Genomic DNA, 24,197 nt, shown 5'->3' on the forward strand with positions numbered 1-24,197 from the left:
CGCCGCGCCACCGCGGACACCCGTGTTGTCTCGCCCTCGAGGGCCCTGCTTTTGTGCAAATCAGTTTACACAGCGCGCCCCGGCTTGGGGCCGCTCGATCGGGCCATTGCGAACCGCGAGCTCGGCCATCGCCCTCCCGTCCAGCAACGAGGACGTGCGAAGTGAAAACTTTCGCACGAGCCTGCGCTTCAGGTCGGACTCTTGCCGGCCTGCAGGGACGGCACGCGCGTTGCCGTCCGGTTCCGGTACCAGCGCGTGATCGCCTTGCGCGCCGGACCCTCGATGTAGCGGTAGGTGTAATGGGAAGCCGCCAGCACCAGCGCCACCCCACCGGCCAGGATGATGGCTCGGCCGGCGAGCGGCGGAACCCCCAACAGCCGCAGCACGCGGCCCATCACGAAATGCCAGGCGGCCAGCACCCAGAAATGGTTCAGGTACACGGAGTAGGAGATCTCCCCCAGCCAGTGCAGCAACGGTGTCCTCAGGGGCCGCGTGAGCCAGCCGCGATCGGGCCAGGTGGCGGCGACCAGCAGGAAGAAGCCGGGGATCGCGGCGACGTCGTTCAGGCCCAGCAAGGGCGTGCCGAGGGCGATCGCCGCACCGGCGGCCTGGAGCACGCCCAGCGTGGTGTCGGACAGCCGATCGACCTGCGCGCGCGTGGCATAGAGGATCATGCCGAGCGAGAAGCCGGCGAGGCAGCGCAGCACGGCCGCGCCCTTCACGATGTCCAGGACGCCCGTCGTCGCAGCCACCCACGCGTAGAAGCACACGGCCGCCGCGCCCATCACGGCAAGGGCCGCGCGCCCGCCGCGCACCATGAAAGCCGCCAGCGCCGGAAACAGCGCATAGGCCACCGCCTCGGTGCTGATCGACCAGCTCGGAACGTTCCAGCCGATCCGGCCCGTCACGCCCCAGCCGTTCAACAGGAACAGCTGCTCCACGAAGTTCAGCAGGCTGCCGGGCGACCACAGATCCGGAGCGACCATCTGCTTGCCCAGCACGCGGCCCACCGCCGTTTCGGCGAGCGCCTCGGCCAGCAGCACGAGCAGGCAGAACACGTGCAGGGGGTAGATCCGGGCGAAGCGCAGCAGCCAGAAGGACTTGATGTCGGTCCAGCCGAAGGGCGCGCGCTCATCCGCGCGGGCCGAATAGCTGATCACGAAACCGGACAGGATGAAGAACAGGTCGACCCAGAGGTAGCCGACGCGGAAGAACGGCGTCGCGCTCTCCCACGAAAACAGCACGGGCGCGCCGAACTGCAGGTGATAGAAGACGACCAGCAGGGCGGCAATCCCGCGGATCGAGGTGTGGGAAACGATGTAGCGCTGCGTCATCGGAGCGGGGAAACCATGGCGCCGATGATATGGGCTGCTACCGGCTCGCGCCAAGGCGGAGTGCCGGCTCGGGGTGCTTCTTGCGAGGAGAAGAGGCCCGGCGCGGTGGGCGGCGTGATGACGGTCCGGACCGGCGTGGGGCAGCCCACCTGGGCGAATGTCCCCCGTCAGGGGCTGAAGCCCCTGCCTCCTCCTTTATTTCGCCCAGATGGGCTGCCCCACACCAGTCCTGCGCCGCAGGGTTCGCGCCGAGGGCAGACGACGCTTCAGTGAGAGCGCTTGCGCAATCCAGGGTCAGGTCCTTGTGCGCGGTGGTCCGGGCCGCATGCAACCCCGACGCAGGATGAGGGCGGGGCAGCCCGTTTCGGCGAAATAAAGGAGGAGGTGCGGGCTTCAGCCCGCGCCGGGGGACATTCGCAGAAACGGGCTGCCCCGTCCTCGTCCGGCCCACCGCGCGCCGTGCTCGCACCGGTACCGGTATCCGTACTCGTGCCCGTGCGCCCGCCCTCAATCCACGAAGAAGTCGGGGATGAACTTCAAGTTGCCCGGCGTCACCGCATACCGGTCCAGATCGACCTGCCCGTGCCCAGCCAGCAATGTGTCGTCGATGTAGAAGTTGCCGGTGTTCTTGTCGTCGCGCGCATCGGAGGTCAACACCAGGTACGCAGCGTCCGCCAGGATCTCCGGCTTGCGGCAAGCCTTCAGGTCGACGCCCGGAATCATCTGCAGCGCCGCGGTGGCAATCGCGGTGCGCGGCCACAGGCTGTTGACGGCGATGCCGTAGCGGCGGAACTCGCCCGCATGTCCCAGCGTGCACATGCTCATGCCGTACTTGGCCATGGTGTAGGCCGTGTGCGGGGCGAACCAGTGCGTCTTCATCGACAGCGGCGGCGACATGGTGAGCACGTGCGCGTTGCGGCCGGCGGCGGCCGACTTCTTCAGCTCCGGCAGGCAGGCCTGGGTGCACAGGTAGGTGCCGCGCGCGTTGATCTGGTTCATCAGGTCGTAGCGCTTCATCGGCGTGTGCTCGGTGTCGGTCAGGCTGATCGCACTGGCGTTGTTCACCAGGATGTCGATGCCGCCGAAGGTCAGCACGGCCTGCTGCACGGCGGCGAGCACGCCGGCCTCGTCGCGGATGTCCACCTGCAGCGGCAAGGCCTTGCCGCCCGCGGCACGGATCTCCTCGGCGGCGCTGTAGATGGTGCCGGGCAGCCTGGGATCGGGCTCGGTGGTCTTGGCGGCGACCACGATGTTGGCGCCGTCTGCCGCGGCGCGCTTGGCGATCGCGAGGCCGATGCCGCGCGAGCCGCCGGTGATGAACAGGGTCTTGCCTTTCAGGTCCATGTCACACCTTCGAGAAGTCGGGACGGCGCTTTTCCAGGAAGGCCGTGAAGGCCTCCTTGGCGGCGGGCGACGTGAGCAGGCGCCGGAAGCTTTCGCCCTCGTCCGCCATCTGCTGCTGCACCGCGCCCTGCTGGCCCTTCTTCATCAGCCGCTTGGTCTCGACCAGGCTGGTGATCGGCTTGGCCGCAAGCTTCCTGGCCTGCGCGCTGGCGTAGCCGTTCACCTCGGTAGGCGGCAGCACGCGATTGACCAGGCCGACTTCCAGCGCGGCCTCTGCCATGAAGGGCTCGCCCAGCAGCAGCGCTTCGGCGGCGCGGTGGTAGCCCAGCATCTGCGGCAGCAGCAGGCTGGCGGCCGCTTCCGGGCACAGGCCCAGGTTGACGAAGGGCATGGAGAAGGCCGCGTTGTCGCCCGCATAGACCAGGTCGCAGTGCAGCAGCATCGTGGTGCCCACGCCGACGGCGGGACCGCACACGGCCGCCAGCAGCGGTTTCGGGAACGCCGCGATGCCCTGCAGGAAGCGGAACACCGGCGAGTCGGCGCCGGCGGGCGGCTGGTTCAGGAAGTCGCCGATGTCGTTGCCCGCGGAGAACACCGTCTCTTGGCCCTGGACCAGCACCACGCGCACGGAGGCATCCTCGCGCGCCTGGGCGAGGCCGTCGGCGAGCGCCCCGTACATGGCCGAGGTGATGGAGTTCTTGCGCTCCAGCCGGTTCAGGGTGAGGGTGATGACGCCGGCTTCGGCGTGGAGGAGGATGTCGCTCATGGTTGCAATGCTTTCTGGACGAATTCGAGGCGGTCCTGGCCCCAGAACATCTGGTCGCCGACGAAGAAGGTGGGCGCGCCGAACACGCCGCGCGCGACCGCCTCCTGGGTGACCACCTTCAGCTCGTCCTTCACCGCTGGATCGGCGGTGAGGGCGAGCAGCTTCTCGGGTGCGAAGCCCGCCTGCTGCAGCACGGCGGCCACGGTGGCGGGATCGTTCATGTTCTTCGCGTCGACCCAGATCGCGCGGTAGACGGCATCCACGTAGGGCACCATGCGCGCGGGCTCGCGCATCTGCAGGCCCAGCGCGCCGCGCATCAGCATCAGCGTGTTGATCGGGAAATGCGGGTTGTGGCGGTAGGGCACGCCATAGCGCGTCGCGTAGCGCTGCAGGTCGTCCTGCATGTACTGGCCCTTGGCCGGCACCTCCATCGGCGAGCGGTTGCCGGTGGCCTGGAACACGCCGCCGAGCAGGAAGGGCCGGTACTCGATCTCGCTGCCGGCCTCGCGAGCGATCTTCGGCAGCTGGGTCCAGGCGAGATAGGACGCGGGACTGCCCACGTCGAAGTAGAACTCGACGGCATGGTGTCTTGCCTCGCTCATATCTGCCCTTTCGTTCGAGGTCATGCGGTGATGATCGGCGGCTGGCGACGGAGGGTCAAGACTGGACGTCTTGACCCTTCGTCGACGGCCGGCGAGGGCGCCGCAGGGCCCGAACCCTTCGGGCTGGGCTGCAATGGGGCGCATGCCGCGTTACGTCCACAGGTCAATGCGTCCAGCATTGACCTGCGCCCGCGCCTTGCCTGCGCCCCATTGCAACCCAGCGAAAGGGCAGATAGGAGCGAGGCAAGACACTGCATCAGAATTTCTCCATCCAGGGACGCAGGTCCAGTTCGTGGGTCCAGGCATCGCGCGGCTGGCTGTGCAGCATCCAGTAGCTGTCGGCGATGTGGTCCGGATTGAGGATACCCTCCCTCTCCTTCAACGCGTAGCGCTCGGGGAAGTTGTCGCGGATGAAGGCGGTGTCGATCGCGCCATCGACCACGACGTGCGCCACGTGGATGCCGCGCGGCCCCAGTTCGCGCGCCAGGCTCTGCGCCAGCGCGCGCAGCGCCGCCTTGGCGCCGGCGAAGGCCCCGAAGTTGGCCGCGCCGCGCATCGAGGCTGTCGCGCCGGTGAACAGCATGGTGCCCTTGCCGCGCGGCGCCATGCAGCGCGCCGCCTTTCGAGCGGTCAGGAAGCCGGCGAAGCAGGCCATCTCCCAGACCTTGTAGTACTTGCGCGCAGTCTCTTCCAGGATGCTGCTGGGCACGTTCGCGCCGATGTTGAACACGAACACCTCGATGGGACCGATGCGCGCCTCGATGTCGTCGAACAGCGCGTTGACCGCATCCTCGTTGCGCGCGTCGGTGCCGAAGCCGTGCGCCTGGCCGCCCGCGGCTCGGATCTCGTCGACCAGGGGCTGCAGCTTGTCGGCGCTGCGCCGGACGGCGCACACGGTGTAGCCGCCGCGCGCGAAGCGTTTCGCGATCGCGCCGCCGGTGGCATCGCCCGCGCCGATGACGACGGCGACGGGACGCGCGGGTTCGGAAGCCATGGCGCTCACTCCTTGTAGTACATGACCTGGTGGGTGGTGGCCAGCAGCTCGCCCTGCTCGTTCCAGAGCTGGCCGGTGTGGTCGAAGTATCCGCTTCCGAAGCCCTGGCCGCGCGCCTGCGCGAGCAGGTAGCCGGTGCCGGCCGCCTGCAGCTCGGCCGCGGCCGCGTGGAAGTACACCGTCATCGACACGGTGCCCAGCGGCGTCTGGCGTGCGCGGCGCAGCCAGATGCGCGGGAAGAACACGTCGCACAGCGCGGCCAGCGAAGCGAAGTCGAGCGGCCGCGGCGGATCGTCGCGCACCCACATGCGGCTGAGGCTCTCCGTCCCGCCGTGACCGTCCCAGTCGCGCGGGATGGTCCCCGCCAGGAAGCGCATCTCGTAGCGTTCCAGCCAGGCGACGCCGCGGCGCGAGGTGCGCGCGACCTCCTGCGGCGGCGGCACCTGCGGCATCTTCGCCTCGTGGTCACCCCAGGTCGGGCGGCGCACGGCGGTCAGCGCGGTGGCGGTGGCGACCACCTCATCGCCCTGCACCATCTCGATGATCCAGTGCTGCGTGGACCGGTTGGTGCGCGCGGCGCGCGGCCGAACCTCGAAGGTGCCGTCGGCAACGGCGGCCGCGAAGTTGACCGTGAACGCCACCGGATCGCCCAGCCGTTGCGGATGGCGCAACACCGCATTGAGGCACTGCGCCGCCGTGATACCGCCGTAGGGGCCGATGAAGTTGGCGTAGGCCGGACTGGTGTGCCCCGTGAAAGCATGCTCGCCCAGCGGCTGCAGGGCGATCGCGGTGTCGAAGACGTCGTCGCTCATGTTGTGAGCGGCGCGACCGCGAGGGTGACACTTTCCATGCTGGCTCTCCTCTTCTTGACTCCACTCCCTCCCCCTCTGGGGGAGGGTTGGGGTGGGGGCGCGGTGCGACGTAATGGTGGGACGAGTGAGGCCACCAGCGCCCCCATCCCAACCTTCCCCCAAAGGGGGAAGGAGCCAGTCCCATCAGACCCGCTCGAAGATCCCCGCCGCGCCCTGGCCCATGCCCACGCACATCGTGACCATGCCGTACTTCAGATTCTTGCGGCGCAGCGCGTGCACCACTGTCGCGGAGCGGATAGCCCCGGTGGCGCCCAGGGGATGGCCCAGCGCAATCGCGCCGCCCATGGGGTTCACCTTCGAAGGGTCGAGCCCGAGCGTGTCGATCACGGCGAGCGACTGCGCGGCGAACGCTTCGTTCAGCTCGATCCAGTCGATGTCGTCCTGCTTCAGCCCCGCGTTCTTCAGCGCCGCCGGGATCGCCTCGATGGGGCCGATGCCCATGATGTGCGGCGGCACCCCGCGGCTGGCATAGCTGACGAAGCGCGCCAGCGGCTGCAGGCCGAAGCGCTTCACCGCCGCCTCGCTGGCCAGGATCAGGGCGCCGGCGCCGTCGGAAGTCTGCGAGCTGTTGCCGGCGGTGACGCTGCCACGGGCGGCGAACACGGGCCTGAGCTTGCCCAGCGTCTCCACCGTGGTGTCCGGGCGCGCTCCCTCGTCGAGGCTGAGCTTGCGCGTGCGCACCGAAACCTCGGCGGATTCCAGGTCGAGCGAGCGCTCGGGCACGTCCAGCTCGGTCATCTCGGCTGCGAACTCGCCGGCCTGCATGGCGGCGATCGCCTTCATGTGCGAGCGCCAGGCGAATGCGTCCTGCGCATCGCGCGACACCTTCCACTGCCGCGCCACCTTCTCGGCGGTGAGTCCCATGCCGTAGGCGATGCCGTAGCTCTCGATGTCGTCGGGATTGGCAAAGATGGTCGGCGACAGCGAGGGCGAGTTGCCCATCATGGGCACCATGCTCATGCTCTCGGTGCCGGCGGCGATCATCACGTCGGCCTCGCCGACGCGGATGCGGTCGGCGGCCATCTGCACCGCGGCCAGGCCGGAGGCGCAGAAGCGGTTGACGGTGATGCCGCCCACGCTCTTGGGCAGGCCCGCGAGCACCGCCGCGACGCGCGCCACGTTCAGGCCCTGCGGCCCCTCGGGAATGGCGCACCCGCAGATGATGTCCTCCACCGCGTGCGGATCGAGCCCGGGCACCTGCGCCATCGCCGACTTCAGCACGGTGGCCAGCAGGTCGTCCGGCCGCATGTTGCGCAGGAAACCGCGGTGCGAACGCCCGATGGGCGAGCGGGTGGCGGCGACGATGTAGGCGTCCTGGATTTGTTTCACGAGAGAGTCTCCTGTCTTTCTCTACTCCCTCCCCCGCTGGGGGAGGGTTGGGGTGGGGGCACGCGCCGCCAACATCTTCAGTTGTTCAAGAATCGCCGTGCGCACACCTTCAAGGTTGGTGAACGGCGCGTCGGTCGGAAATCGCAGGACGGCGAAGCCCTGCTCACGAAAGAACGCGTCCCGGCGCTGGTCGTATTCGACATGGGTCGCATGTTGCGATCCGTCCAGTTCCACGAGCAGTTTCGGATCGAGGCATGCAAAGTCCGCGACGTAGCTGCCCAGAGGGTGCTGGCGACGAAATTTCACGCCCAACTGCTCCGCACGCAAGCCCCACCAGAGCTTGTGCTCCGACTCGGTCATCTCCCTTCGGAGAACCCGGGCGTTGCGCTGTGCCTTGAGAGTTGATTGGTGTTGCATCTCGCCCCCACCCCACCCTCCCCCAGCGGGGGAGGGAGAGCAGAACAGCATCAATTCCGCACCGGCTTCCCCGTGCTCAGCATCCCCAAGATCCGCTCCTGCGTCTTGGGGTGCTGCACCAGCGCGCAGAAGGCCTGGCGTTCCAGCGTCATCAGGTACTCCTCGTTGACCAGCGTGTTGGCGTCGACGTCACCGCCGGTGACCACGTTGGCGATCAGCGAGGCGATGTGGAAGTCGTGCGCGCTGGCGAAGCCGCCGTCGCGCAGGTTGACCAGCTGGCCCTGGATGGTCGCCTTGGCGCTGCGCCCTGCGACCGGAAACAGGCGCTTGTGCGGCGCCCGGTAACCGGCGTCGAACATCGCCTTCGCCTGCTGCAGCGCGACGTACAGCAGTTCGTCCTTGTGCGGCACGATGATGTCGCTGTCCAGCAGGTAGCCCAGCTTGCGCGATTCGATCGCGCTGGTGCCCACCTTGGCCATCGCCGCGGCGGTGAAGCCCTCGGTGAGGAACTTCAGCAGGTCCTTGTCGGTGCTGGTGGCGGAATTCTCCGCCGCACGGCGCGCGATGTAGGTCAGGCCGCCGGCGCCCGGCACCAGGCCCACCCCCACTTCCACCAGGCCGATGTAGCTCTCCATGTGGACCACGCGCCTGGCCGAGTACAGGCCCAGCTCGCAGCCGCCGCCCAGCGCCAGGCCGCGGATCGCGGACACCACCGGCACGCTGGCGTAGCGCAGGCGCAGCATGGTCTGCTGCATGAAGCCTTCCGCATCCTCGATCGCGGACACGCCCACGGCGATGAACGCGGGCAGCGTGGACTCGAGGTCGGCGCCAGCGCTGAAGGGCTCGTCGCCCGACCACACCACCAGGCCCTGGTACTCCTTCTCCGCCAGCTCGATCGCCTGCATCAGGCCTTCGCACACCTCGGGGCTGATGGTGTGCATCTTGGTTTTCAGGCTGACGATCAGCACCTCGTGGTCCAGCGTCCACAGGCGGATGGTCCTGTCCTCGTGCAGCGTCGTGCCCGCGGTCTCGAAGCGCGGACCGGCCTCGCCGCGCAGCAGTTCCGGGAACAGCTGGCGCCGGTAGACGGGCAGCACGCGGCGCGGCTGGAACTGCCCCGTGGTCGGATTGAACGAGCCCTGCTCCGTGTGCACGCCGCCCGCTTGCGCGACCGGCCCCTCGAACACCCACTTGGGCAATGGCTCCTTGGACAGCGCCTTGCCGGCGTCAATGTCTTCCTGGATCCACTGCGCCACCTGCAGCCAGCCCGCCTCCTGCCACAGCTCGAACGGACCCTGCTTCATGCCGAAGCCCCAGCGCAGTGCCTGGTCCACGTCGCGCGCGGTCTCGGCGATGGTGGCCAGGTGCACGGCGGCGTAGTGGAAGCCGTTGCGCAGGATGGACCAGAGGAACTGGCCCTGCGGCCCGCTGGCATTGCGCAGCAGCTTCAGGCGCTCGCCCGCGGGCTTCTTCAGCATGCGGCCGTAGACCTCGTCGGCCTTCTCGCCGGCGGACACGTAGGATCCGCTCTCCAGTTCGAAGCGCTGGATGTCGCGCCCGACCTTCTTGTAGAAACCGGCCTTGCTCTTCTGGCCGAGGTTGCCCAGCTCCAGCAGCTTCTTCAGAACCTCCGGCGTGCCGAAGCTGCCGTAGAAGGGATCGGTCTCGGGCGACAGCGTGTCCTGCAGCGTCTTGATGACGTGCGCCATCGTGTCCAGGCCCACGACGTCTGCGGTGCGGAAGGTGCCGCTGGAGGCGCGGCCCAGCTTCTTGCCGGTGAGGTCGTCGACCACGTCGAAGGTGAGGCCGTACTTCTCCACCTCGCGCATCGTCGCCAGCATGCCGGCGATGCCCACGCGGTTGGCGATGAAGTTGGGCGTGTCCTTGGCGCGCACGACGCCCTTGCCGAGGCCGCTGGTGACGAAGCTTTCCAGCTGGTCGACGATCGCGGGATCGGTCGTCGGCGTCGCGATCAGCTCCACCAGCACCATGTAGCGCGGCGGATTGAAGAAGTGGATGCCGCAAAAGCGCGGCTTGATCGCCTCGGGCAGCGCTTCGGACAACTTGGTAATCGACAGGCCCGAGGTGTTGGACGCGAGGATCGCATGCGGCGCCACGTGCGGCGCGATCTTCTTGTACAGGTCCAGCTTCCAGTCCATGCGCTCGGCGATCGCCTCGATCACCAGGTCGCACTCGCCCAGCAGCGCCATGTGCTCCTCGTAGTTCGCCGGCTGGATCAGCGCGGCATCCTCGGGCACGCCCAGCGGCGAGGGCTTGAGCTTCTTGAGCCCTTCGATCGCCTTGGTGACGATGCCGCTCTTGGGGCCTTCCTTGGCCGGCAGGTCGAACAGCACCACCGGCACCTTCACGTTTACCAGGTGGGCGGCGATCTGCGCGCCCATCACGCCGGCGCCCAGCACCGCGACCTTCTTCACCTGGAAGCGCTGGCGGGCGGCCTCGGCGGCGGCCGCGCGGACCGCGGCCTGTTCGTCTTGATCTTTGTACATTTCTGCCTTTCTCCCTCCCCCACCGGGGGAGGGTTGGGTGGGGGCGCCCTTAGCGCGAAGAGCGCCCCCACCCTGCCCTCCCCCAGCGGGGGAGGGAAATACCGAAACCTATTGAACCCGCACCCAGGTCTGCGTGCGATAGAAGGGGCCGATGAAGCCGCGCACCTGCAGCTTCTGGCCGGCGTCGATGGGCGCGAGCTTCAGCGTGTATTCCTTGCCGTTTTCGGGGTCGAGGATCTTGCCGTGCTCCCACACGTCCTGGCCCTCGGCCTTCTTCGCGCCGCGGATGATCTCCAGCCCCTGGATCGCCTGGCCCTTGCGCTCGTCCTTGCACTCCTCGCAGGTCGGCTTGGCGTCCTTCTTCAGGGTCTTCTCGATGCGGCCGTTCAGCACGCCGGCGTTCTCGACGATGCGGATTTCGGCCTTCGCATCGCCGGTCTTGTCGTCGACGCTGCGCCACAGGCCCACGGGGCTGGTCTGCGCGAATGCGACACCGGCAGCGGCGGCCACGAGGAAGGTGACGAGTCTTTTCATGCCAGGGCCGCGTCCGTGTCGAGCAGGTTCTTCACGCCCGAGCGCGCGGTGCGCATCAGCGTCGCGGTCTCGGGGAACAGGCGCGCGAAGTAGAAGCGCGCCGTCTGCAGCTTGGCCTGGTAGAACGGATCGGTGTTGCCGGCCTCGATCTCGCGCAGCGCGACCTGCGCCATGCGCGCCCAGAAGTAGCCGAACACCAGGTGGCCCAGCACGCGCAGGTAGTCCACCGCGGCGCCGCCCACTTCGTCGGCATTCTGGAAGGCCTTGAAGCCCAGCTCGGTGGTGAACTTGGTGATCTGGTCACCGAGATAGGCCACGGGGTTGATGAACTCGGCCATCTTCTCGTTGACGCCCTCTTCCTCCACCAGTTGCGCCACCAGCTTGCCGAACTTCTTCAGCGTGGCGCCGTTGTTGCCCAGCACCTTGCGGCCCAGCAGGTCGAGCGACTGCACGGTGTTCGTGCCTTCGTAGATCATGTTGATGCGGTTGTCCCGCACGAACTGCTCCATCCCCGACTCCTTGATGTAGCCGTGACCGCCGAACACCTGCATGCAGGCATTGGTGGCGGTGTGGCCGTTGTCGGTCAGGAAGGCCTTCACGATCGGCGTGAGCAGCGCGACGATCTCGCCGCTGTCCTTGCGCACCTTCTCGTCGGGGTGGTACAGCTCCTTGTCCAGCAGCATCGTGCAGTAGATCGCCATCGCGCGGCCACCCTCGGCGTAGGCCTTGGCGGTCAGCAGCATCTTGCGCACGTCGGGGTGCACGATGATCGGGTCGGCCGGCTTGTCCTTGGCCTTCGGGCCGGACAGCGAGCGCATCTGGATGCGGTCCTTGGCGTAGGCCAGCGCGTTCTGGTACGCCACTTCGGTCAGGCCCAGCGACTGGTTGCCGACACCGAGGCGCGCGGCGTTCATCATCACGAACATCGCCGGCAGGCCCTTGTTCGGCTCGCCCACCAGCGTGCCGACGGCGCCGTCGAGCACCAGCTGCGCCGTCGCGTTGCCGTGGATGCCCATCTTGTGCTCCAGGCCGCCGCAGAAGATCGGGTTGCGCTCGCCCATCGAGCCGTCCGCCTTCACCTTGAACTTGGGCACCAGGAACAGCGAAATGCCCTTGCTGCCCTGCGGCGCATCCGGCAGGCGCGCGAGCACCAGGTGGATGATGTTCTCCGCCATGTCGTGCTCGCCGGCGGAGATGAAGATCTTGTTGCCGGTCAGCTTGTAGGTGCCGTCGGCCTGCGGTTCGGCCTTGGTGCGCAGCATCCCCAGGTCGGTGCCGCAGTGCGGCTCGGTCAGGCACATGGTGCCGGTCCACTCGCCCGAGACCAGCTTGGGCAGGAACAGCTTCTTCTGTTCGTCGGTGCCATGCGCATGCAGCGCCTCGTAGGCACCGTGCGACAGGCCCGGGTACATGGTCCACGCCTGGTTGGCGCTGTTCAGCATTTCGTAGAAACACTGGTTCAGCACGAAGGGCAGGCCCTGGCCGCCGAAGTCCGGATCACAGGACAGCGAAGGCCAGCCGCCTTCGACGTACCTGGCGTAGGCATCCTTGAAACCGGCGGGCGTGGTGACCTCGTGGGTCTCCTTGTCCAGCGTGCAGCCCTGCTCGTCGCCGGCGATGTTCAGCGGGAAGGTCACTTCGGCGGCGAACTTGCCACCTTCTTCCAGCACCGCGTTGATGGTGTCGACGTCGATGTCGGCGTGGCGCGGGCAGGCCTTGAGTTCCTCGGTGAGGTTCAGCACCTCGTGGATGACGAACTGCATGTCGCGCAGCGGCGGCGTGTACGTGGGCATCTTGTTTACTCCTTGGCGCTCTTGGCCGATCGGGCGGATTTGCTGGAAAGTCGCGGGGACTGCGCGGCGCCGTAGCGCCGCAGGATGTTTTCGAAGCCCGTGTGGGCACGGGCGATCGAACCGGGGTTCTTGAGGAAACGGGCCTCGTAGTGCAGCGCGAGGATCAGGCCATGGATCTCGAACAGCATCTGCTCCTCGTCGGTCGCGCCGTCGAGGTGGCCTTCTTCCTTGGCGATCGCGATCGCGCGCTTCATTGCCGTGTGCCAGGTCTGCACCGACCAGGCGAGCGCATCGCGCACCGGGCCGGGACGGTCGTCGAACTCCACGGCGCCGCTGATGTAGATGCAGCCCGAGTCCAGTTCGACCGAGGTGCGCTGCATCCAGTTGGCGAACATGGCGCGCAGGCGCGGCAGGCCGCGCGGCTCGCTCATCGCCGGATAGAACACTTCCTGTTCGAATCGCTGGTGGTACTCGCGGATCACGGAGATCTGCAGTTCCTCGCGCGAGCCGAAGTGGGCGAACACGCCCGACTTGCTCATCTGCGTGACCTCGGCCAGCGCGCCGATCGACAGGCCTTCCAGCCCGATCTGCGTGGCCAGCCCCAGCGCCGCGTCGACGATCGCCGCCTTGGTCTGCTGGCCCTTGTGCAAGGCTTTGCCTTCCCGGGCACGGGCGGACTTCAGCGGCAGGGGGGTGACGGACATGGGCAGGCCAAATAAAACGAACGATCGTTCTATTCTGCAGCATTTCCGCCGATCCGGGTGGGGTCGGCTAGGGAGGGGACTCCAAAGCGGCGACGGCGCACCGCGCCGTCAAGGGGCCCGCCTGCGCAAGCTCATCCCCTGGCGCGCACGGCCCGCCCCGGCCGTACGCCCTGCGGTCGGGGGTCGCTACTCCACCTTGGCACCCGACTGCTGCACGGTCCGGCCCCACTTGTCCACTTCGTTCTTCAGGAAGCTCGCGGCCTCCGCCGGCGGCGTCCACGTGGCCGCGAAGCCCTGGGCCGCGAACCGTTCCTGCACCGCGGGCTGCGCCAGCGCCGCCTTGAGCTCCTCGCTCACGCGGGCGAGCACGGCCGCCGGCGTGCCCGCGGGCGCGAGCAGCCCGTTCCAGGCATAGGCCTGGTAGCCGGGCAGGCCGGACTCGGCGATCGTCGGCAGCTCCGGCGCCGCCGGCGAGCGCTGCGCGCCGGTGATGGCCAGCGCGCGCAGCTTGCCCGCCTTCACGAACGGCATGGCGGACAGCATGGTGTCGAACATCACCGGCACCTGGCCGGCGATCAGGTCGTTCAGCGCCGGCGCACTGCCCTTGTACGGAACGTGGGTCATGGGTGCGCCGGCCATGCTGGCGAACAGCTCGGCCGACAGGTGCGTGGACTGCCCGTTGCCCGAGGAGGCGAAGCTCACCGACTTCGGCTTGGCCTTGGCCAGCGCGATCAGCTCCGCCACGCTCTTGGCCGGAAAGTCGGGATGCACCACCAGCACCAGCGGGCCCTGCGTCAGCAGCGACACCGGCACGAAGTCGCGCTGCACGTCGTAGGTCAGGTTCTTGAACAGCGTCTTGTTGATCGCATGGGCGGTGGTCGCCACCAGCAGCGTGTAGCCGTCGGCCGGCGCCTTGGCGACCGCGTCGGCGCCCAGGTTGCCGCCGGCACCCGGCCGGTTGTCCACGATGAAGGGCTGGCCGGTCTGCGCCTGCAGCCGCTCGGCAACGACGCGCGCCACGATGTCCGTGGGGCCGCCGGGCGGGTACGGCACCACCAGCTTCACGGGCTTCGCGGGCCAGGCCTGCGCCAGCGCCTGCACCGGCGCCAGCAGCGCCAGCGCGAGGGGAATCCACCATGTCATTGCACTGTCTCCTGCAAGGTTCGTTCTGATCCGCGGGCCGCCTTGCGCTCGCTCATTCCAGCTTCACGCCGGACGCGGCGCCGACGCGCGTCCACTTCTCGCGCTCGCTGGCAAGGAAGCGGGCGAATTCGTCGGGCGTGATGCCGCTCGGGTCCGCGCCCAGCTCCAGCAGCTTCTTGGCGGTCTCCGGCTCCTGCAGGATCGCGGCCACTTCCTTGTAGAGCATCTGCTGGAGCGGCTTGGAAATGCCGGGGGGACCCATCAGGCCGAACCAGGCGGACATCTCGTAGCCGGGCACGCCGGCCTCGGCCATCGTCGGGATCTCCGGCGCGGTGGGCCAGCGCTTGCTGGTGGTGACGGCCAGCGCGCGCACCTTGCCGCCGCGGATGTGGGCCATCGCCGAGGGCAGGTTGTCGAAGGCCGCGGGCACCTGGCCGCCCATCAGGTCGATCAGCATCGGCCCGCCGCCCTTGTACGGTACGTGCAGCATGTCGATCTTGGCGGTCACCTTGAGCAGTTCGCCGCTCATGTGCGGCGAGCCGCCCTGGCTGGTGGAACCGAAGCTCAGCGCGCCCGGCTTGCTGCGCGCCAGCGCCAGGAAGTCCTCCAGCGTGCGCACCGGCAGGTCCTTGTTGACCAGCAGCACGTTGGGCGTGCCGGCGATGATGGTGATCGGCGTGAAGTCGCGCACCGGGTCGTAGGGCGGCGTCTTCTGCAGCGCCGGGATGATGCCGTGGCTGGCGATGGTGGACAGCAGCAGCGTGGTGCCGTCGGGCGCGGCCTTGGACACCTGCTGCGATCCCACCACGCCGCCGGCGCCGGCCTTGTTGTCGATCACCACCGGTTGCCCGAGGCGCTCGGACAGGCGCGCCCCGACGGTGCGCGCCAGCAGGTCGCTGGTGCCCCCCGGCGGATAGGGCACCACGATCTTGATGGGCCGGTCGATGCGGGGTTGCGCCTGCGCGACTGCCCAGCCGGGCGTCAGCGCCGCGGCAGCGAGGGCGAGCGCCACCCGGCGCTTGAATGCATGCATGCTTGTCTCCTGGTTCTTGTCGGGTTCAGCGGGGCAACAGCCTGGCCTGCTGCATGCGCTCCAGCCAGTCGTGGAAGGAATCCTCGGTGTCCATGCAGCCGTGGAAGCCGTGCTGGTGCAGCTTGATGGGGCTGAGCACCGAATCGGCCGGGCGCTGCAGGCCGTGGCCCAGCGCGCGGTCGGTGAACTGCCACGAGCTGCCGATCATCTGCTGCAGCGTCAGCCGCTGCAGCCCGTGGCGTTCGACCACGCGCTGCCAGGTGTCCTCGCGCCCTGGCATGGCGTCGGTGAGCGACAGCGGCACGTCGTCGCCACGCTCCATGCCGAAGCGCGCCGCGATCGAGCCCCAGATGTCCTGCCACACCAGCATGTCGCCGTTGATGACGTTGTAGGTCTCGTTGGCGGCCACCTCGTGCGTCGCGCAGAAGTGCGCGGCCTGCGCGATCAGCCGCGCGTCGCTGGCGGCGTTGATGTAGCGCCCGCCGCCAGGGAAGTGCAGCGGCTGCCCCAGCTCGCGCTGGATCGCGGCATACGCGCCGATCGCGCCGACGATGTTCATGGGACTGGAGACCGCGTAGCCGAACACCAGCTGCGGCCGCAGGATGGAGAAGGTCCAGGCCGCGTGCGGCTGGCGCTCGCGCAGCATGTCCTCCTGCAGCCAGTAGAAGTTGGCGTGGTTGTGCCGCGGCCAGCGTTCCTTGGCCGGCACCCGCGCCGGCTCCACGTGGCCGCCGTAGGCCTTGGTGCCCTGCATGATCGTGACGTGGCGCAGGCCCTTCGCCTTTGCTTCGAGTGCATCGAGCAGGTTGCGCAGCATGGCCTCGTTGGTCTTCATCTGGCGCTCGTCGCGCCAGCCCGCCACCAGCTCCGGCAGCTCGAACAGCGCCGCGAACAGCACGTGCGTCACGCCCGCCAGGCCGTCGGCGGCGGCCGCGCAGGCGTTCGCGTCGGTGAGATCCAGCGGCACGTGGATTGCGCCCTCGGGCAGCGGGAAGGGCCGGCGCGACAGCGCCAGCACCTGGAAATCCGGCTGCGCAGCGAAGTGCTCGGTGGCGGCCTTGCCCACGACGCCGCTGGCGCCGGCAATCAGGATCGTGTGTTTCTTGCGGCTGGCCATGTGCCGTCCCCTCAGGCCTTGGCGAGCAGTTGCTGCCCGTGCAGCTTGCCGCGCAGCGCGTCCGGCACCTCGATCTCGAAGCCCAGCACCGCCGCGGACAGCGCCTTGCCGTAGTTGTCCAGGCACAGGCTGCGCGAGACGCCGCCGCCCAGCGCGCCCTGGCAAACGAAGTTGAAGGCGTCGATGTTGGGCGCCTCGTAGCGGGTCACCTCGCCACGGATCGCGCCCTTGTAGAAGGCCTTGAAGCGCTCGGCGCTCAGCTGGTCCTTCAGCAGGGGATAGAACTCCGGTTCGAATGCGAACACCGCGATGTTGGAGGTGTCGCCCTTGTCGCCGGAGCGGGTGTGGGCCACGTGCTGCAGTTTCACTTTCATGGCTTCAGCTTTCGAAATAGGAGATGGAGGCCGGCACCGCCTCGCGCGGCACCAGCGAGGACCAGACGCCGATCACCTCGCGCACGCGGTCCGCGTGCGGCACGCGCTTGCCGGTGTGGCCGATGCCGCTGACGGCCATGCCGTCGACCTCGCGGCCGACCTTGTTGGCCTGCTCGCGCGTCCTGGTGCGCGCGGCCACGCGCACGGCGATCTCGTAGGGCTCGGGCGCATCGGCCGGCGTGGCCGCGCCGTGGATGGCGTTCAGGCCCAGGAAGTCGATGCGCACCTCCTCGGCCTCCAGGCCGACGATGCGGAAGCGCTCGGTCAGGATCTTCTTGGCCAGTTCGGCGCGGCGCAGCGCGCCGGGGCCCGCGTAGAAGAACATGTCCTCGCCGATGAAGCCTTCGGTGCAGCCGATGGAGACCTTCAGCGTGGGCGTGCGCGGCTTGCCGGCTATGCCCGAGACCTTGACGCGGGACGGGCCCACCTGCTCCAGCTTGGCGCTGGTGAAGTCCACCACCACGTCCGGCGTCAGGTAGTTCGCCGGGTCGTGCACCTCGTACAGCATCTGCTCCTTGACCGTGCGCAGGTTGACGTCGCCGCCGGTGCCGGCCACCTTGGTGAGCACGGTGGTGCCGTCGGGCTGCACCTCGGCGATCGGGAAGCCGAAGTTCCAGGGCTCGGGCACGTCCTTGAATCCGGGGTCGCTGAAGTAGCCGCCGGTGACCTGAGCGCCGCATTCCATCAGGTGGCCGATGCCCATGCCCTGCCCCAGCTTGGCCCAGTCGCTGGGCGACCAGCCGAACTCGAACATCATCGGCGCCATGAAGATCGAGGGGTCGGCCACGCGGCCGGTCACCACGATCTGCGCGCCGGCGGCCAGCGCCTGCACGATCGGCTCGGCACCGAGGTAGGCCTCGGCCGAGATCAGGGTGGGCGCCAGAGTCGCGGTCGGCTGGCCGTTTTCCATGATCTTCTGCGTGAGCGACAGCACCCGGTCGGTGATCAGGCTGCCGTTGACCGACGCCACCTTCACGCCCTTGTGCCCCATCTGCTGCAGCCAGTGGACGATGCGCCTGGCGGCGGCGTCCGGGTTGATCCAGCCCTGGTTGCTGATGATGCGGGTGCCGTTCTTCATGCACCCGGGCAGCACCGCCTGCATGCGGTCGTCCAGGTAGGTGTCGTAGCCCTCGAACGAGGGATCGCGGCGGGCGCGCACCTGCGCCGCCGACACCGTGGCTTCGGCCATGGTCTCGAAGCACAGGTAGTCCAGCTCGCCGCGGTCGGCATTCAGCTTGGCGGGCTCGACCCGGTCGCCCCACCAGGCGGCGCCGGCACCGATGCGGATGGATGGTTTCATCAGGTTTTCCTTTGGTAGACGACGGCGTCGAGCGCCACGCAGCCCTGGCCGCGCGGGCGCACCATCACGGGGTTGACATCCAGCTGGCCGATGCCAGCCTGGGGATCCGACATGAGCTGGCCGACGGCGACGGCGGCCTCGCAGAAGGCGGGCACGTCCATCGGCGGTTCGCCGCGCACGCCATCGAGCAGCGGCGCGATGCGCAGGCGGCGCAGCGCCTGCTCCACCTGTGCGGAGGTGAAGGGCGCCAGCAACACCTGCACGTCGGGCATGGCCTCGACGTACTTGCCGCCGTCGCCCACCAGCACCACCGGGCCGAACACGGGGTCGATGCGCGCGCCGATCATCAGCTCGCGCAGGCCGCTGTCCTGGGCCGCGACGATGACGCCGCTCAGTACGATGTTTGCCTTGCTGGCGGCTGCCTGCATGGCGCGGAACGCTTCGCGCACGCCCTGCGCGTCGGCGATGCCCAGCCGCACCAGCCCCAGCTCGCTCTTGTGCGAGGCCTCGGCCGTGCAGCCCTTGACCACCACGCGCACCGAACCCAGCTGCGCGAACGCGGCGGCAGCCTCTTCCTCGCTCGTGCATAGGCGGTGCGGGACCACGGGCACGCCGCGGCTCGCCAGCAGGGCGAGGCTGGACGCTTCATCCAGCAGCTGTGCGCCTTCCGGCGGTTTCGGCGGTTGCGGCAGTGCCGGCGCGCGCGCCCGCGTCTCTTCCAGCAACGCCATGTGCGTCAGGTACAGGCCCAGCGCGTGCACCGCCTCGCCCTCGGTCGGGAAGACCACCAGGCCGTGCTTCTTGAACTGCCCGGCGATGCTCTTCTGCGGGGCCGCCATCACCAGCGGCTTGCCGGTCTCGGCGGCGAAGTTCGCGGCGTCGCGCGAGAAGGCATCCACGTCGTAGCCGGCGCCGGCCACGGCGATGCCGATCAGGAAGGCGTCGGCTGCGGGATCGCGCGAGATCGGCGGCAGGATGCCGCCGAACAGTCCGCTGTTGGTCAGCAGCGCCGCGGTGATGTCCACCGGATTGCGCACGGTGGCGAAGCCGGGAAGGATGCCGCGCAGCGCGTCCTGCGTGGACTCCTGCAGCGGCTCCAGCGGCATGCCGGCCTGCGTGGCCGCGTCGGCGGTGAGCACGCAGACGGCGCCGGAATTGCTGATCGCCACCAGCCGCCGGCCCCGCGGCCGCCAGCCCTGCAGGTACAGCGGCGCGCTGTTCACCAGGTCGGCCATCGAGTCGGCGCGCAGGATACCGTGCTCGCGCAGGAAGGCGTCGACCGTGCGGTCCTCGTTGGCCAGCGCGCCGGTGTGCGACTGCGCCGCCACCTGGCCGGCCGCGGTGCGGCCGGACTTGAGCACCACGATGGGCAGGTCGCGCTCCCGCGCCACGCGCGCCGCCTCGGCCAGGTTCCACGGGTCCGGGATGCCCTCCAGGTACAGCAGCAGCAGCTTGAGCTCGGGGTCTTCCGCGACCACGGCCGCCAGTTCGCACACGGTGACGTCGCAGTCGTTGCCGGTGGCGTGCGAGTGGCGCACGCCCAGGCCGCGCTCGCGCAGGAGACCATAGGGAATGACGGCCATCGCGCCGCTCTGGCTGACGATGCCAATCGGGCCGTCGGCCGGCTGCACCTCGGTGAACATCGTCGAGAAGCTCAGCACGGCGCCGGTGCCGAAGTTGGCCAGGCCCTGCGAGTTGGGCCCGACCAGGCGCATGCCGGCGGCGCGCGCGCGCTCGCGCATGGCGCGTTCCTGCTGCTTGCCCTGCTCGTGGACCTCGCCGAAGCCGGAGCTCATGATGATGCCGACCGAGACGCCGGCGCTCGCGCACTCGTCCACGGCCTGCACGGCCAGGTCGCCCGGCACCGCGATGATCGCCACGTCCGGAACTTCCGGCAGGTCCTGCAGGCCCTGGTAGCTGCGCAGCCCCTGCACTTCGGCGCGCGCCGGATTGATGGGGAACACCTTGCCCTGGTAGCCGAAGCGGGACAGGTAGGCGATCGGCCGGCCGCCGATCTTGTGGGCGTTGTCGGAGGCGCCGATCACGGCGATCGAGCGGGGAGCGAGCGCGCGGCGCAGGGCGGCGCGGGGATCAGGCGGCATCGGGATCCTTCACGAAATAGGGAAGCAGGCGGCCGGAGATGGCGCGCATCTGGCAGCGCACGGGCGTGTCCAGGGCGAGGCCGGGCTCGGCATGCCCCATGACCCGGAAGCCTTCACGCAGGTCCACCAGCACGATGCTGTAGGGCAGCAGGGACTTGAATTCCTCGGAGGGCGCGCGATGCACCAGCGTGCTGGCGTGCAGCGTGCCCGCACCGTCGGCGGCGAGTGTCTGCGGTGGCGCGTGGCCGCAGGCGGGACAGAAGTCGCGCTGGAAGTACCAGACGTTGCCGCAGCCCCCGCAGCGCTGGTACTGCAGCCGGCCGTCGGCGCCTTGCGCTTGCATCGGCTGGTTCATGCCTTCTCCATCACCAGGCTCACGTGCGAGGACAGCACGCCGCCATCCGCATGCAGCAGCGCCACGCCCGCGCGGGCGGCCTGGCGTTCGCCGGCGCGGCCCGTGATCTGCAGGTGAGCTTCGGCCAGGTGCGCCATCGCTCCGGCCACGCCGCAGTGCCCATAGGACAGCAGGCCGCCGTGCAGGTTGAGCGGCACGGCGCCCTCGCGGCCGAAGCGGCCCTCGCGCGCCCAGGCGCCGGCCCGGCCGCGCGGCGCCAGGCCGATCTCCTCCAGCAGCATGGTCAGCGTGATGGTGAAGCTGTCATAGATGCCGGCGTACTCGACGTCGGCGAGGCTGCGGCCGGCGTCCTGCAAGGCGCGCGCGGTGCAGGCGCCCGCGCCCAGGGTGGTCAGGTCGTCCATGGCGCTGATGTGCTGCGCGTTGTGGTGCTGCGCGGCGCCGAGGATGCGCACCGCATTCGCGCCGCCGGGTTCGGCCGAGACGACCAGGGCACAGGCGCCGTCGGCGGTGGCGCAGCAATCCAGCAGCTTGAGCGGGGTGGCGATCGGACGCGAGGCCAGCACCTCGTCCTCGGTGATCGGCGTGCGGAACTGCGCGCCCTCGTGCCGCGACGCGTGCGCCCGCATCAGCACCGCCAGCGCGGCAAAGTCGCGTTCGCTGTTGCCGAAGGCGTGCATGTAGCGCGAGGCCACCAGCCCGTAGTAGGCCGGGATGCTCGCGCCCAGCGGCACCTCGTAGACGGGGTGGCCGACCTGGGCCAGCACCTGCACCACCGAATCGCGGCTCTGGCCGGTCATGCGGTTCTCCCCGCCGACCACCAGGATGCGGCGGGCAGCGCCCGAGCGCACCAGATGGTGCGCGAGCATCACCAGGCCCATGCCGGTGGCGCCACCCATCTGCACGGTGTGCGCGTAGCGCGGGTGCAGGCCGAAGTGTTCGGCGAACAGCGTGGCCAGCATCAGGTGCGGCAGCGTCGTGGAGTAGCCGCACAGCAGGCCGTCGATGTCCTGCCGGGCCAGTCCCGCATCGGCCAGCGCGAGAGTGCCGGCCTGCGCCATCAGGTCCAGGCTGTTGCGGCCTTCGTGCCGCCCATAGCGGGTGAGGCCGCTGCCCACCAGCCAGCTCATTGGATGCCCTCCCCCACGCTGGTCCGGGCGGCGCTCATGCCGCCTCCAGTTGCGGTTCGTTGGCGGACAGCTCGCCGGCTTCCTGCTGCAAGCCCTTCACCAGCATCGGCAGGCGCGAGAGGATGCGGTCGCTCAGCGCCGCGATGCTCAGCGCCGCGGACGGTCGGCCGTCGGCGCCGAAGATCGGCACCGCCACCCCTCCCATCTGCTCCACCACCACGTCCAGCAGCAGCGCATAGCCGTTGTCGCGCGAGCGCTGGACCTCCTCGCGCAGGCGCTGCGGCGGGATCCGCGGGTAGCGCTCGGCCAACCGCGGCTTGATCAGTTCGATCACCGTCTCGCACTCGTCCGGCGGCAGCCACGCCAGCAGCGCCAGGCTGCCCGCGCCCGCGCCCAGCGGCCGGCGGCTGCCGATGTCGAGGTAGTTGGCGCGGATCGGGAAGCTGCCGAACTCGCGGTCGATGCAGACCGACTCCAGGCCATGCCGCGTCGACAGCAGCGCGGTGTCGCCGCTCAGCGCAGCCAGCCGCACCAGCGCGGGCCGCGCGCGATCGCGGATGTGGTCGCGGCCCTGCATCGCCAGCCCCAGCAGCAGTGCCTGGTTGCCCAGCAGGTAGCGCTTGGCGTTGGCGGGATCGCGGCGCACGAAGCCCTCCTCGATCAGCGTGTCCAGGATGCGCAGGCAGGTCGGCGCGCTGAGCTCGGCCCCGGCGGCGATGTCGGCCAGCCGCAGGGACTCCGGGTTGGACAGGATCTTCAGGATGCGGCAGACCTTCTGCGGCGCATTCGTGCTGGAGGCTTGGTACATCTTGGAAAACAGGAATCAGGCCGTGGCGGCCGCTTGCCCGCCACCGAGGTAGACGCGGTGGATCAGGTCGCCCTCGCGCAAGTCCTCGGAGAAGGCGGAGGTGGCGACGCGCCCGGTCTCCATCAGGTAGGCATAGCGCGCGTGCCGCAGGGCCTTGTCCACCAGCTGCTCGACCAGCAGGATGGCCAGGCCGCTGGCGCACAGCTGCGAGGCGACGTCGAGGATGCGGTCGATCACCATCGGCGCCAGGCCGCTGGAGGGCTCGTCCAGGATCAGCAGCTGCGGGTCGCCGATCACGCCCTGCGCCACCGCCAGGATCTGCTGCTGGCCGCCCGACAGGCGCGAGGCCATCTGGTGGCGGCGCTCCGCCATCTCGGGGAACAGCGCGTAGATGCGATCGAGCTTGCCGCGGTCGCCGTGCGGCGCATGCGCGTAGGTGCCGATCAGCAGGTTGTCCTCCACCGACAGGCTGTGGAACACGCGGTGGCCTTCCAGCACCTGCACCACGCCGGCCTGCACGATCTCGCGCGGCGCCAGCTGCGTGATGTCGCGGCCGGCGAAGCGCACGCGGCCCGAGCGCTTGGGGATGAGCCCCGACACCGCGTGCAGCAGCGTGCTCTTGCCCGCGCCGTTGCGGCCCAGGATCACGACGAACTCGCCCTTGCGCACGTCCAGCGAGACGCCGTGCACCACCTCCGCCTTGCCGTAGGCGACGTGCAGGTCCTCGACGGACAGAAGCACTTCCGCGGGACGCGTGCGTTGCGATGCGCTCATGCTCAGGCTCCCAGGTAGACGCGGATCACTTCGGGGTCCTGGCGCACCTCGTCGGGCAGGCCGTGGCGGATCATGCGGCCGACGTTGAGCGTCGTGACGCGGTCGCAGATGCGGAACACGAAGTCGGTGTGGTGTTCGACCAGCAGCACGCCGATGCCGGCGTCGCGCAGCGTGCGCACGACGTTGGCCAGGTGCTCGATCTCCTGCGGCGTCAGGCCGCCGGCGGGTTCGTCCAGCAGGATGAACTTCGGCCGCATCGCCAGGCCGCGGGCGATCTCCAGGAAGCGCTGCTCCGCGTGGTCCAGCAGGTTGGCGCGCCGGTGCAGTACATGGCCCAGGCCCACGCCGTGCAGCAGCTCGGTCGCGCGCGCCAGCAGGGCCTTGTCCTCGCGCGCCACCGAGGGCAGCGCGAAGGTGGTGGCGAGAAAGCCCGAGCGCGCATGCGGCCAGGCGCCCAGCACCGCGTTCTCCAGCACCGACAGCATCGGCAGCAGGCGTGGCTTCTGGAAGGTCCGCGCGATGCCGGCGCGCGCGCGGCGCTGCACGGGCGCGGCCGACAGGTCCTCGTCGCCCAGGCGGATGGCGCCGGCGCTGGGCTGGTAGTAGCCGGACAGCAGGTTCAGCAGCGTGGTCTTGCCGCTGCCGTTGGGGCCGATGAGGCCATGCACCTCGCCCGGCCGCAGGTCCAGGGAGACATCGTCGAGCGCGTTGAGGCCGCCGAAGTGCTTGGTGACGTGCTCGGCCCGCAGTTCGGCCGCGCGCGCCGCCGCGGCGTCCGCCGCCGGCGCCTCGGCGAGCGGCGGGT

The 24,197-nt window shown here is 69.3% G+C and carries 23 protein-coding genes; all 23 read right to left on the bottom strand.

Annotated elements, in window-relative coordinates; all coding sequences use genetic code 11:
- Nucleotides 1-188: 188 nt before the first annotated feature.
- On the bottom strand, nucleotides 189-1,334 hold the full coding sequence (locus AC1DSA_RS13490; protein ID WP_477889924.1) for an acyltransferase family protein: 1,146 nt from the start codon (nucleotides 1,332-1,334) through the stop codon (nucleotides 189-191).
- A 507-nt stretch (nucleotides 1,335-1,841) separates the two neighbouring features.
- Entirely contained in the window at nucleotides 1,842-2,678 is an 837-nt protein-coding gene (locus AC1DSA_RS13495) for an SDR family oxidoreductase (RefSeq protein ID WP_477889926.1), read from the bottom strand.
- A gap of 1 nt (nucleotide 2,679) precedes the next feature.
- Nucleotides 2,680-3,444 (bottom strand): enoyl-CoA hydratase, encoded by a 765-nt coding sequence (locus AC1DSA_RS13500; protein WP_477889928.1) that lies wholly within the window; start codon nucleotides 3,442-3,444, stop codon nucleotides 2,680-2,682.
- Nucleotides 3,441-4,046, bottom strand: coding sequence for a 2-hydroxychromene-2-carboxylate isomerase (locus AC1DSA_RS13505; protein WP_477889930.1), 606 nt, complete (start codon nucleotides 4,044-4,046; stop codon nucleotides 3,441-3,443). Before AC1DSA_RS13505 ends, AC1DSA_RS13500 begins: the two co-directional genes overlap by 4 nt.
- Nucleotides 4,047-4,302: 256 nt before the next feature.
- Nucleotides 4,303-5,040 (bottom strand): SDR family oxidoreductase, encoded by a 738-nt coding sequence (locus tag AC1DSA_RS13510; protein WP_477889932.1) that lies wholly within the window; start codon nucleotides 5,038-5,040, stop codon nucleotides 4,303-4,305.
- A 5-nt stretch (nucleotides 5,041-5,045) separates the two neighbouring features.
- Complete coding sequence (locus tag AC1DSA_RS13515; protein ID WP_477889934.1) at nucleotides 5,046-5,852, bottom strand: acyl-CoA thioesterase; 807 nt, start codon at nucleotides 5,850-5,852, stop codon at nucleotides 5,046-5,048.
- Between the two features lie 183 nt (nucleotides 5,853-6,035).
- Nucleotides 6,036-7,241 (bottom strand): acetyl-CoA C-acyltransferase, encoded by a 1,206-nt coding sequence (locus tag AC1DSA_RS13520; protein WP_477889936.1) that lies wholly within the window; start codon nucleotides 7,239-7,241, stop codon nucleotides 6,036-6,038.
- Nucleotides 7,242-7,262: 21 nt separating this feature from the next.
- Nucleotides 7,263-7,601 (bottom strand): DUF559 domain-containing protein, encoded by a 339-nt coding sequence (locus AC1DSA_RS13525; protein WP_477889938.1) that lies wholly within the window; start codon nucleotides 7,599-7,601, stop codon nucleotides 7,263-7,265.
- Nucleotides 7,602-7,708: 107 nt separating this feature from the next.
- A complete protein-coding gene (locus tag AC1DSA_RS13530; protein ID WP_477889940.1) occupies nucleotides 7,709-10,165 on the bottom strand; it encodes a 3-hydroxyacyl-CoA dehydrogenase/enoyl-CoA hydratase family protein in 2,457 nt (818 codons plus the stop codon).
- A gap of 108 nt (nucleotides 10,166-10,273) precedes the next feature.
- Nucleotides 10,274-10,699 (bottom strand): DUF2147 domain-containing protein, encoded by a 426-nt coding sequence (locus tag AC1DSA_RS13535; RefSeq protein ID WP_477889942.1) that lies wholly within the window; start codon nucleotides 10,697-10,699, stop codon nucleotides 10,274-10,276.
- Complete coding sequence (locus tag AC1DSA_RS13540; protein WP_477889944.1) at nucleotides 10,696-12,492, bottom strand: acyl-CoA dehydrogenase C-terminal domain-containing protein; 1,797 nt, start codon at nucleotides 12,490-12,492, stop codon at nucleotides 10,696-10,698. Before AC1DSA_RS13540 ends, AC1DSA_RS13535 begins: the two co-directional genes overlap by 4 nt.
- Before the next feature lie 5 nt (nucleotides 12,493-12,497).
- Nucleotides 12,498-13,196 (bottom strand): TetR/AcrR family transcriptional regulator, encoded by a 699-nt coding sequence (locus AC1DSA_RS13545; protein WP_477889946.1) that lies wholly within the window; start codon nucleotides 13,194-13,196, stop codon nucleotides 12,498-12,500.
- Nucleotides 13,197-13,382: 186 nt separating this feature from the next.
- A complete protein-coding gene (locus AC1DSA_RS13550; protein ID WP_477889948.1) occupies nucleotides 13,383-14,339 on the bottom strand; it encodes a tripartite tricarboxylate transporter substrate binding protein in 957 nt (318 codons plus the stop codon).
- 52 nt (nucleotides 14,340-14,391) lie between these two features.
- Nucleotides 14,392-15,372 (bottom strand): Bug family tripartite tricarboxylate transporter substrate binding protein, encoded by a 981-nt coding sequence (locus AC1DSA_RS13555; protein ID WP_477889950.1) that lies wholly within the window; start codon nucleotides 15,370-15,372, stop codon nucleotides 14,392-14,394.
- A gap of 25 nt (nucleotides 15,373-15,397) precedes the next feature.
- Nucleotides 15,398-16,489 (bottom strand): SDR family oxidoreductase, encoded by a 1,092-nt coding sequence (locus tag AC1DSA_RS13560; protein ID WP_477889952.1) that lies wholly within the window; start codon nucleotides 16,487-16,489, stop codon nucleotides 15,398-15,400.
- Nucleotides 16,490-16,500: 11 nt separating this feature from the next.
- Nucleotides 16,501-16,863: an AtuA-related protein gene (locus AC1DSA_RS13565; RefSeq protein ID WP_477889954.1), complete on the bottom strand. Its 363-nt coding sequence runs from the start codon at nucleotides 16,861-16,863 to the stop codon at nucleotides 16,501-16,503.
- 4 nt (nucleotides 16,864-16,867) lie between these two features.
- Nucleotides 16,868-18,223 carry an acyclic terpene utilization AtuA family protein gene (locus AC1DSA_RS13570; RefSeq protein WP_477889956.1) on the bottom strand — a complete coding sequence of 452 codons (1,356 nt, stop codon included), beginning with the start codon at nucleotides 18,221-18,223 and terminating at the stop codon, nucleotides 16,868-16,870.
- Entirely contained in the window at nucleotides 18,223-20,325 is a 2,103-nt protein-coding gene (locus AC1DSA_RS13575; RefSeq protein WP_477889958.1) for an acetate--CoA ligase family protein, read from the bottom strand. The genes AC1DSA_RS13570 and AC1DSA_RS13575 overlap by 1 nt, the downstream gene beginning before the upstream one ends.
- Nucleotides 20,315-20,680 carry a Zn-ribbon domain-containing OB-fold protein gene (locus AC1DSA_RS13580; RefSeq protein WP_477889960.1) on the bottom strand — a complete coding sequence of 122 codons (366 nt, stop codon included), beginning with the start codon at nucleotides 20,678-20,680 and terminating at the stop codon, nucleotides 20,315-20,317. The genes AC1DSA_RS13575 and AC1DSA_RS13580 overlap by 11 nt, the downstream gene beginning before the upstream one ends.
- Nucleotides 20,677-21,810 carry a thiolase family protein gene (locus AC1DSA_RS13585; protein WP_477889962.1) on the bottom strand — a complete coding sequence of 378 codons (1,134 nt, stop codon included), beginning with the start codon at nucleotides 21,808-21,810 and terminating at the stop codon, nucleotides 20,677-20,679. Before AC1DSA_RS13585 ends, AC1DSA_RS13580 begins: the two co-directional genes overlap by 4 nt.
- Nucleotides 21,811-21,844: 34 nt before the next feature.
- A complete protein-coding gene (locus AC1DSA_RS13590) occupies nucleotides 21,845-22,618 on the bottom strand; it encodes an IclR family transcriptional regulator (protein ID WP_477889964.1) in 774 nt (257 codons plus the stop codon).
- Nucleotides 22,619-22,633: 15 nt separating this feature from the next.
- On the bottom strand, nucleotides 22,634-23,392 hold the full coding sequence (locus AC1DSA_RS13595) for an ABC transporter ATP-binding protein (RefSeq protein ID WP_477889966.1): 759 nt from the start codon (nucleotides 23,390-23,392) through the stop codon (nucleotides 22,634-22,636).
- Between the two features lie 2 nt (nucleotides 23,393-23,394).
- Nucleotides 23,395-24,197, bottom strand: an 803-nt coding sequence (locus tag AC1DSA_RS13600) for an ABC transporter ATP-binding protein (RefSeq protein WP_477889968.1), incomplete at its 5' end; no start/stop codon positions are given.

The organism is Ramlibacter sp. P4_H7, from assembly GCF_056400765.1.

Coding starts and splice junctions, on each gene's coding strand:
- AC1DSA_RS13490 (WP_477889924.1), bottom strand. CDS start 1,334: ATGACGCAGCGCTACATCGTTTCCCACACCTCGATCCGCGGGATTGCC.
- AC1DSA_RS13495 (WP_477889926.1), bottom strand. CDS start 2,678: ATGGACCTGAAAGGCAAGACCCTGTTCATCACCGGCGGCTCGCGCGGC.
- AC1DSA_RS13500 (WP_477889928.1), bottom strand. CDS start 3,444: ATGAGCGACATCCTCCTCCACGCCGAAGCCGGCGTCATCACCCTCACC.
- AC1DSA_RS13505 (WP_477889930.1), bottom strand. CDS start 4,046: ATGAGCGAGGCAAGACACCATGCCGTCGAGTTCTACTTCGACGTGGGC.
- AC1DSA_RS13510 (WP_477889932.1), bottom strand. CDS start 5,040: ATGGCTTCCGAACCCGCGCGTCCCGTCGCCGTCGTCATCGGCGCGGGC.
- AC1DSA_RS13515 (WP_477889934.1), bottom strand. CDS start 5,852: ATGAGCGACGACGTCTTCGACACCGCGATCGCCCTGCAGCCGCTGGGC.
- AC1DSA_RS13525 (WP_477889938.1), bottom strand. CDS start 7,601: ATGACCGAGTCGGAGCACAAGCTCTGGTGGGGCTTGCGTGCGGAGCAG.
- AC1DSA_RS13530 (WP_477889940.1), bottom strand. CDS start 10,165: ATGTACAAAGATCAAGACGAACAGGCCGCGGTCCGCGCGGCCGCCGCC.
- AC1DSA_RS13535 (WP_477889942.1), bottom strand. CDS start 10,699: ATGAAAAGACTCGTCACCTTCCTCGTGGCCGCCGCTGCCGGTGTCGCA.
- AC1DSA_RS13540 (WP_477889944.1), bottom strand. CDS start 12,492: ATGCCCACGTACACGCCGCCGCTGCGCGACATGCAGTTCGTCATCCAC.
- AC1DSA_RS13545 (WP_477889946.1), bottom strand. CDS start 13,196: ATGTCCGTCACCCCCCTGCCGCTGAAGTCCGCCCGTGCCCGGGAAGGC.
- AC1DSA_RS13550 (WP_477889948.1), bottom strand. CDS start 14,339: ATGACATGGTGGATTCCCCTCGCGCTGGCGCTGCTGGCGCCGGTGCAG.
- AC1DSA_RS13555 (WP_477889950.1), bottom strand. CDS start 15,372: ATGCATGCATTCAAGCGCCGGGTGGCGCTCGCCCTCGCTGCCGCGGCG.
- AC1DSA_RS13560 (WP_477889952.1), bottom strand. CDS start 16,489: ATGGCCAGCCGCAAGAAACACACGATCCTGATTGCCGGCGCCAGCGGC.
- AC1DSA_RS13565 (WP_477889954.1), bottom strand. CDS start 16,863: ATGAAAGTGAAACTGCAGCACGTGGCCCACACCCGCTCCGGCGACAAG.
- AC1DSA_RS13570 (WP_477889956.1), bottom strand. CDS start 18,223: ATGAAACCATCCATCCGCATCGGTGCCGGCGCCGCCTGGTGGGGCGAC.
- AC1DSA_RS13575 (WP_477889958.1), bottom strand. CDS start 20,325: ATGCCGCCTGATCCCCGCGCCGCCCTGCGCCGCGCGCTCGCTCCCCGC.
- AC1DSA_RS13580 (WP_477889960.1), bottom strand. CDS start 20,680: ATGAACCAGCCGATGCAAGCGCAAGGCGCCGACGGCCGGCTGCAGTAC.
- AC1DSA_RS13585 (WP_477889962.1), bottom strand. CDS start 21,810: ATGAGCTGGCTGGTGGGCAGCGGCCTCACCCGCTATGGGCGGCACGAA.
- AC1DSA_RS13590 (WP_477889964.1), bottom strand. CDS start 22,618: ATGTACCAAGCCTCCAGCACGAATGCGCCGCAGAAGGTCTGCCGCATC.
- AC1DSA_RS13595 (WP_477889966.1), bottom strand. CDS start 23,392: ATGAGCGCATCGCAACGCACGCGTCCCGCGGAAGTGCTTCTGTCCGTC.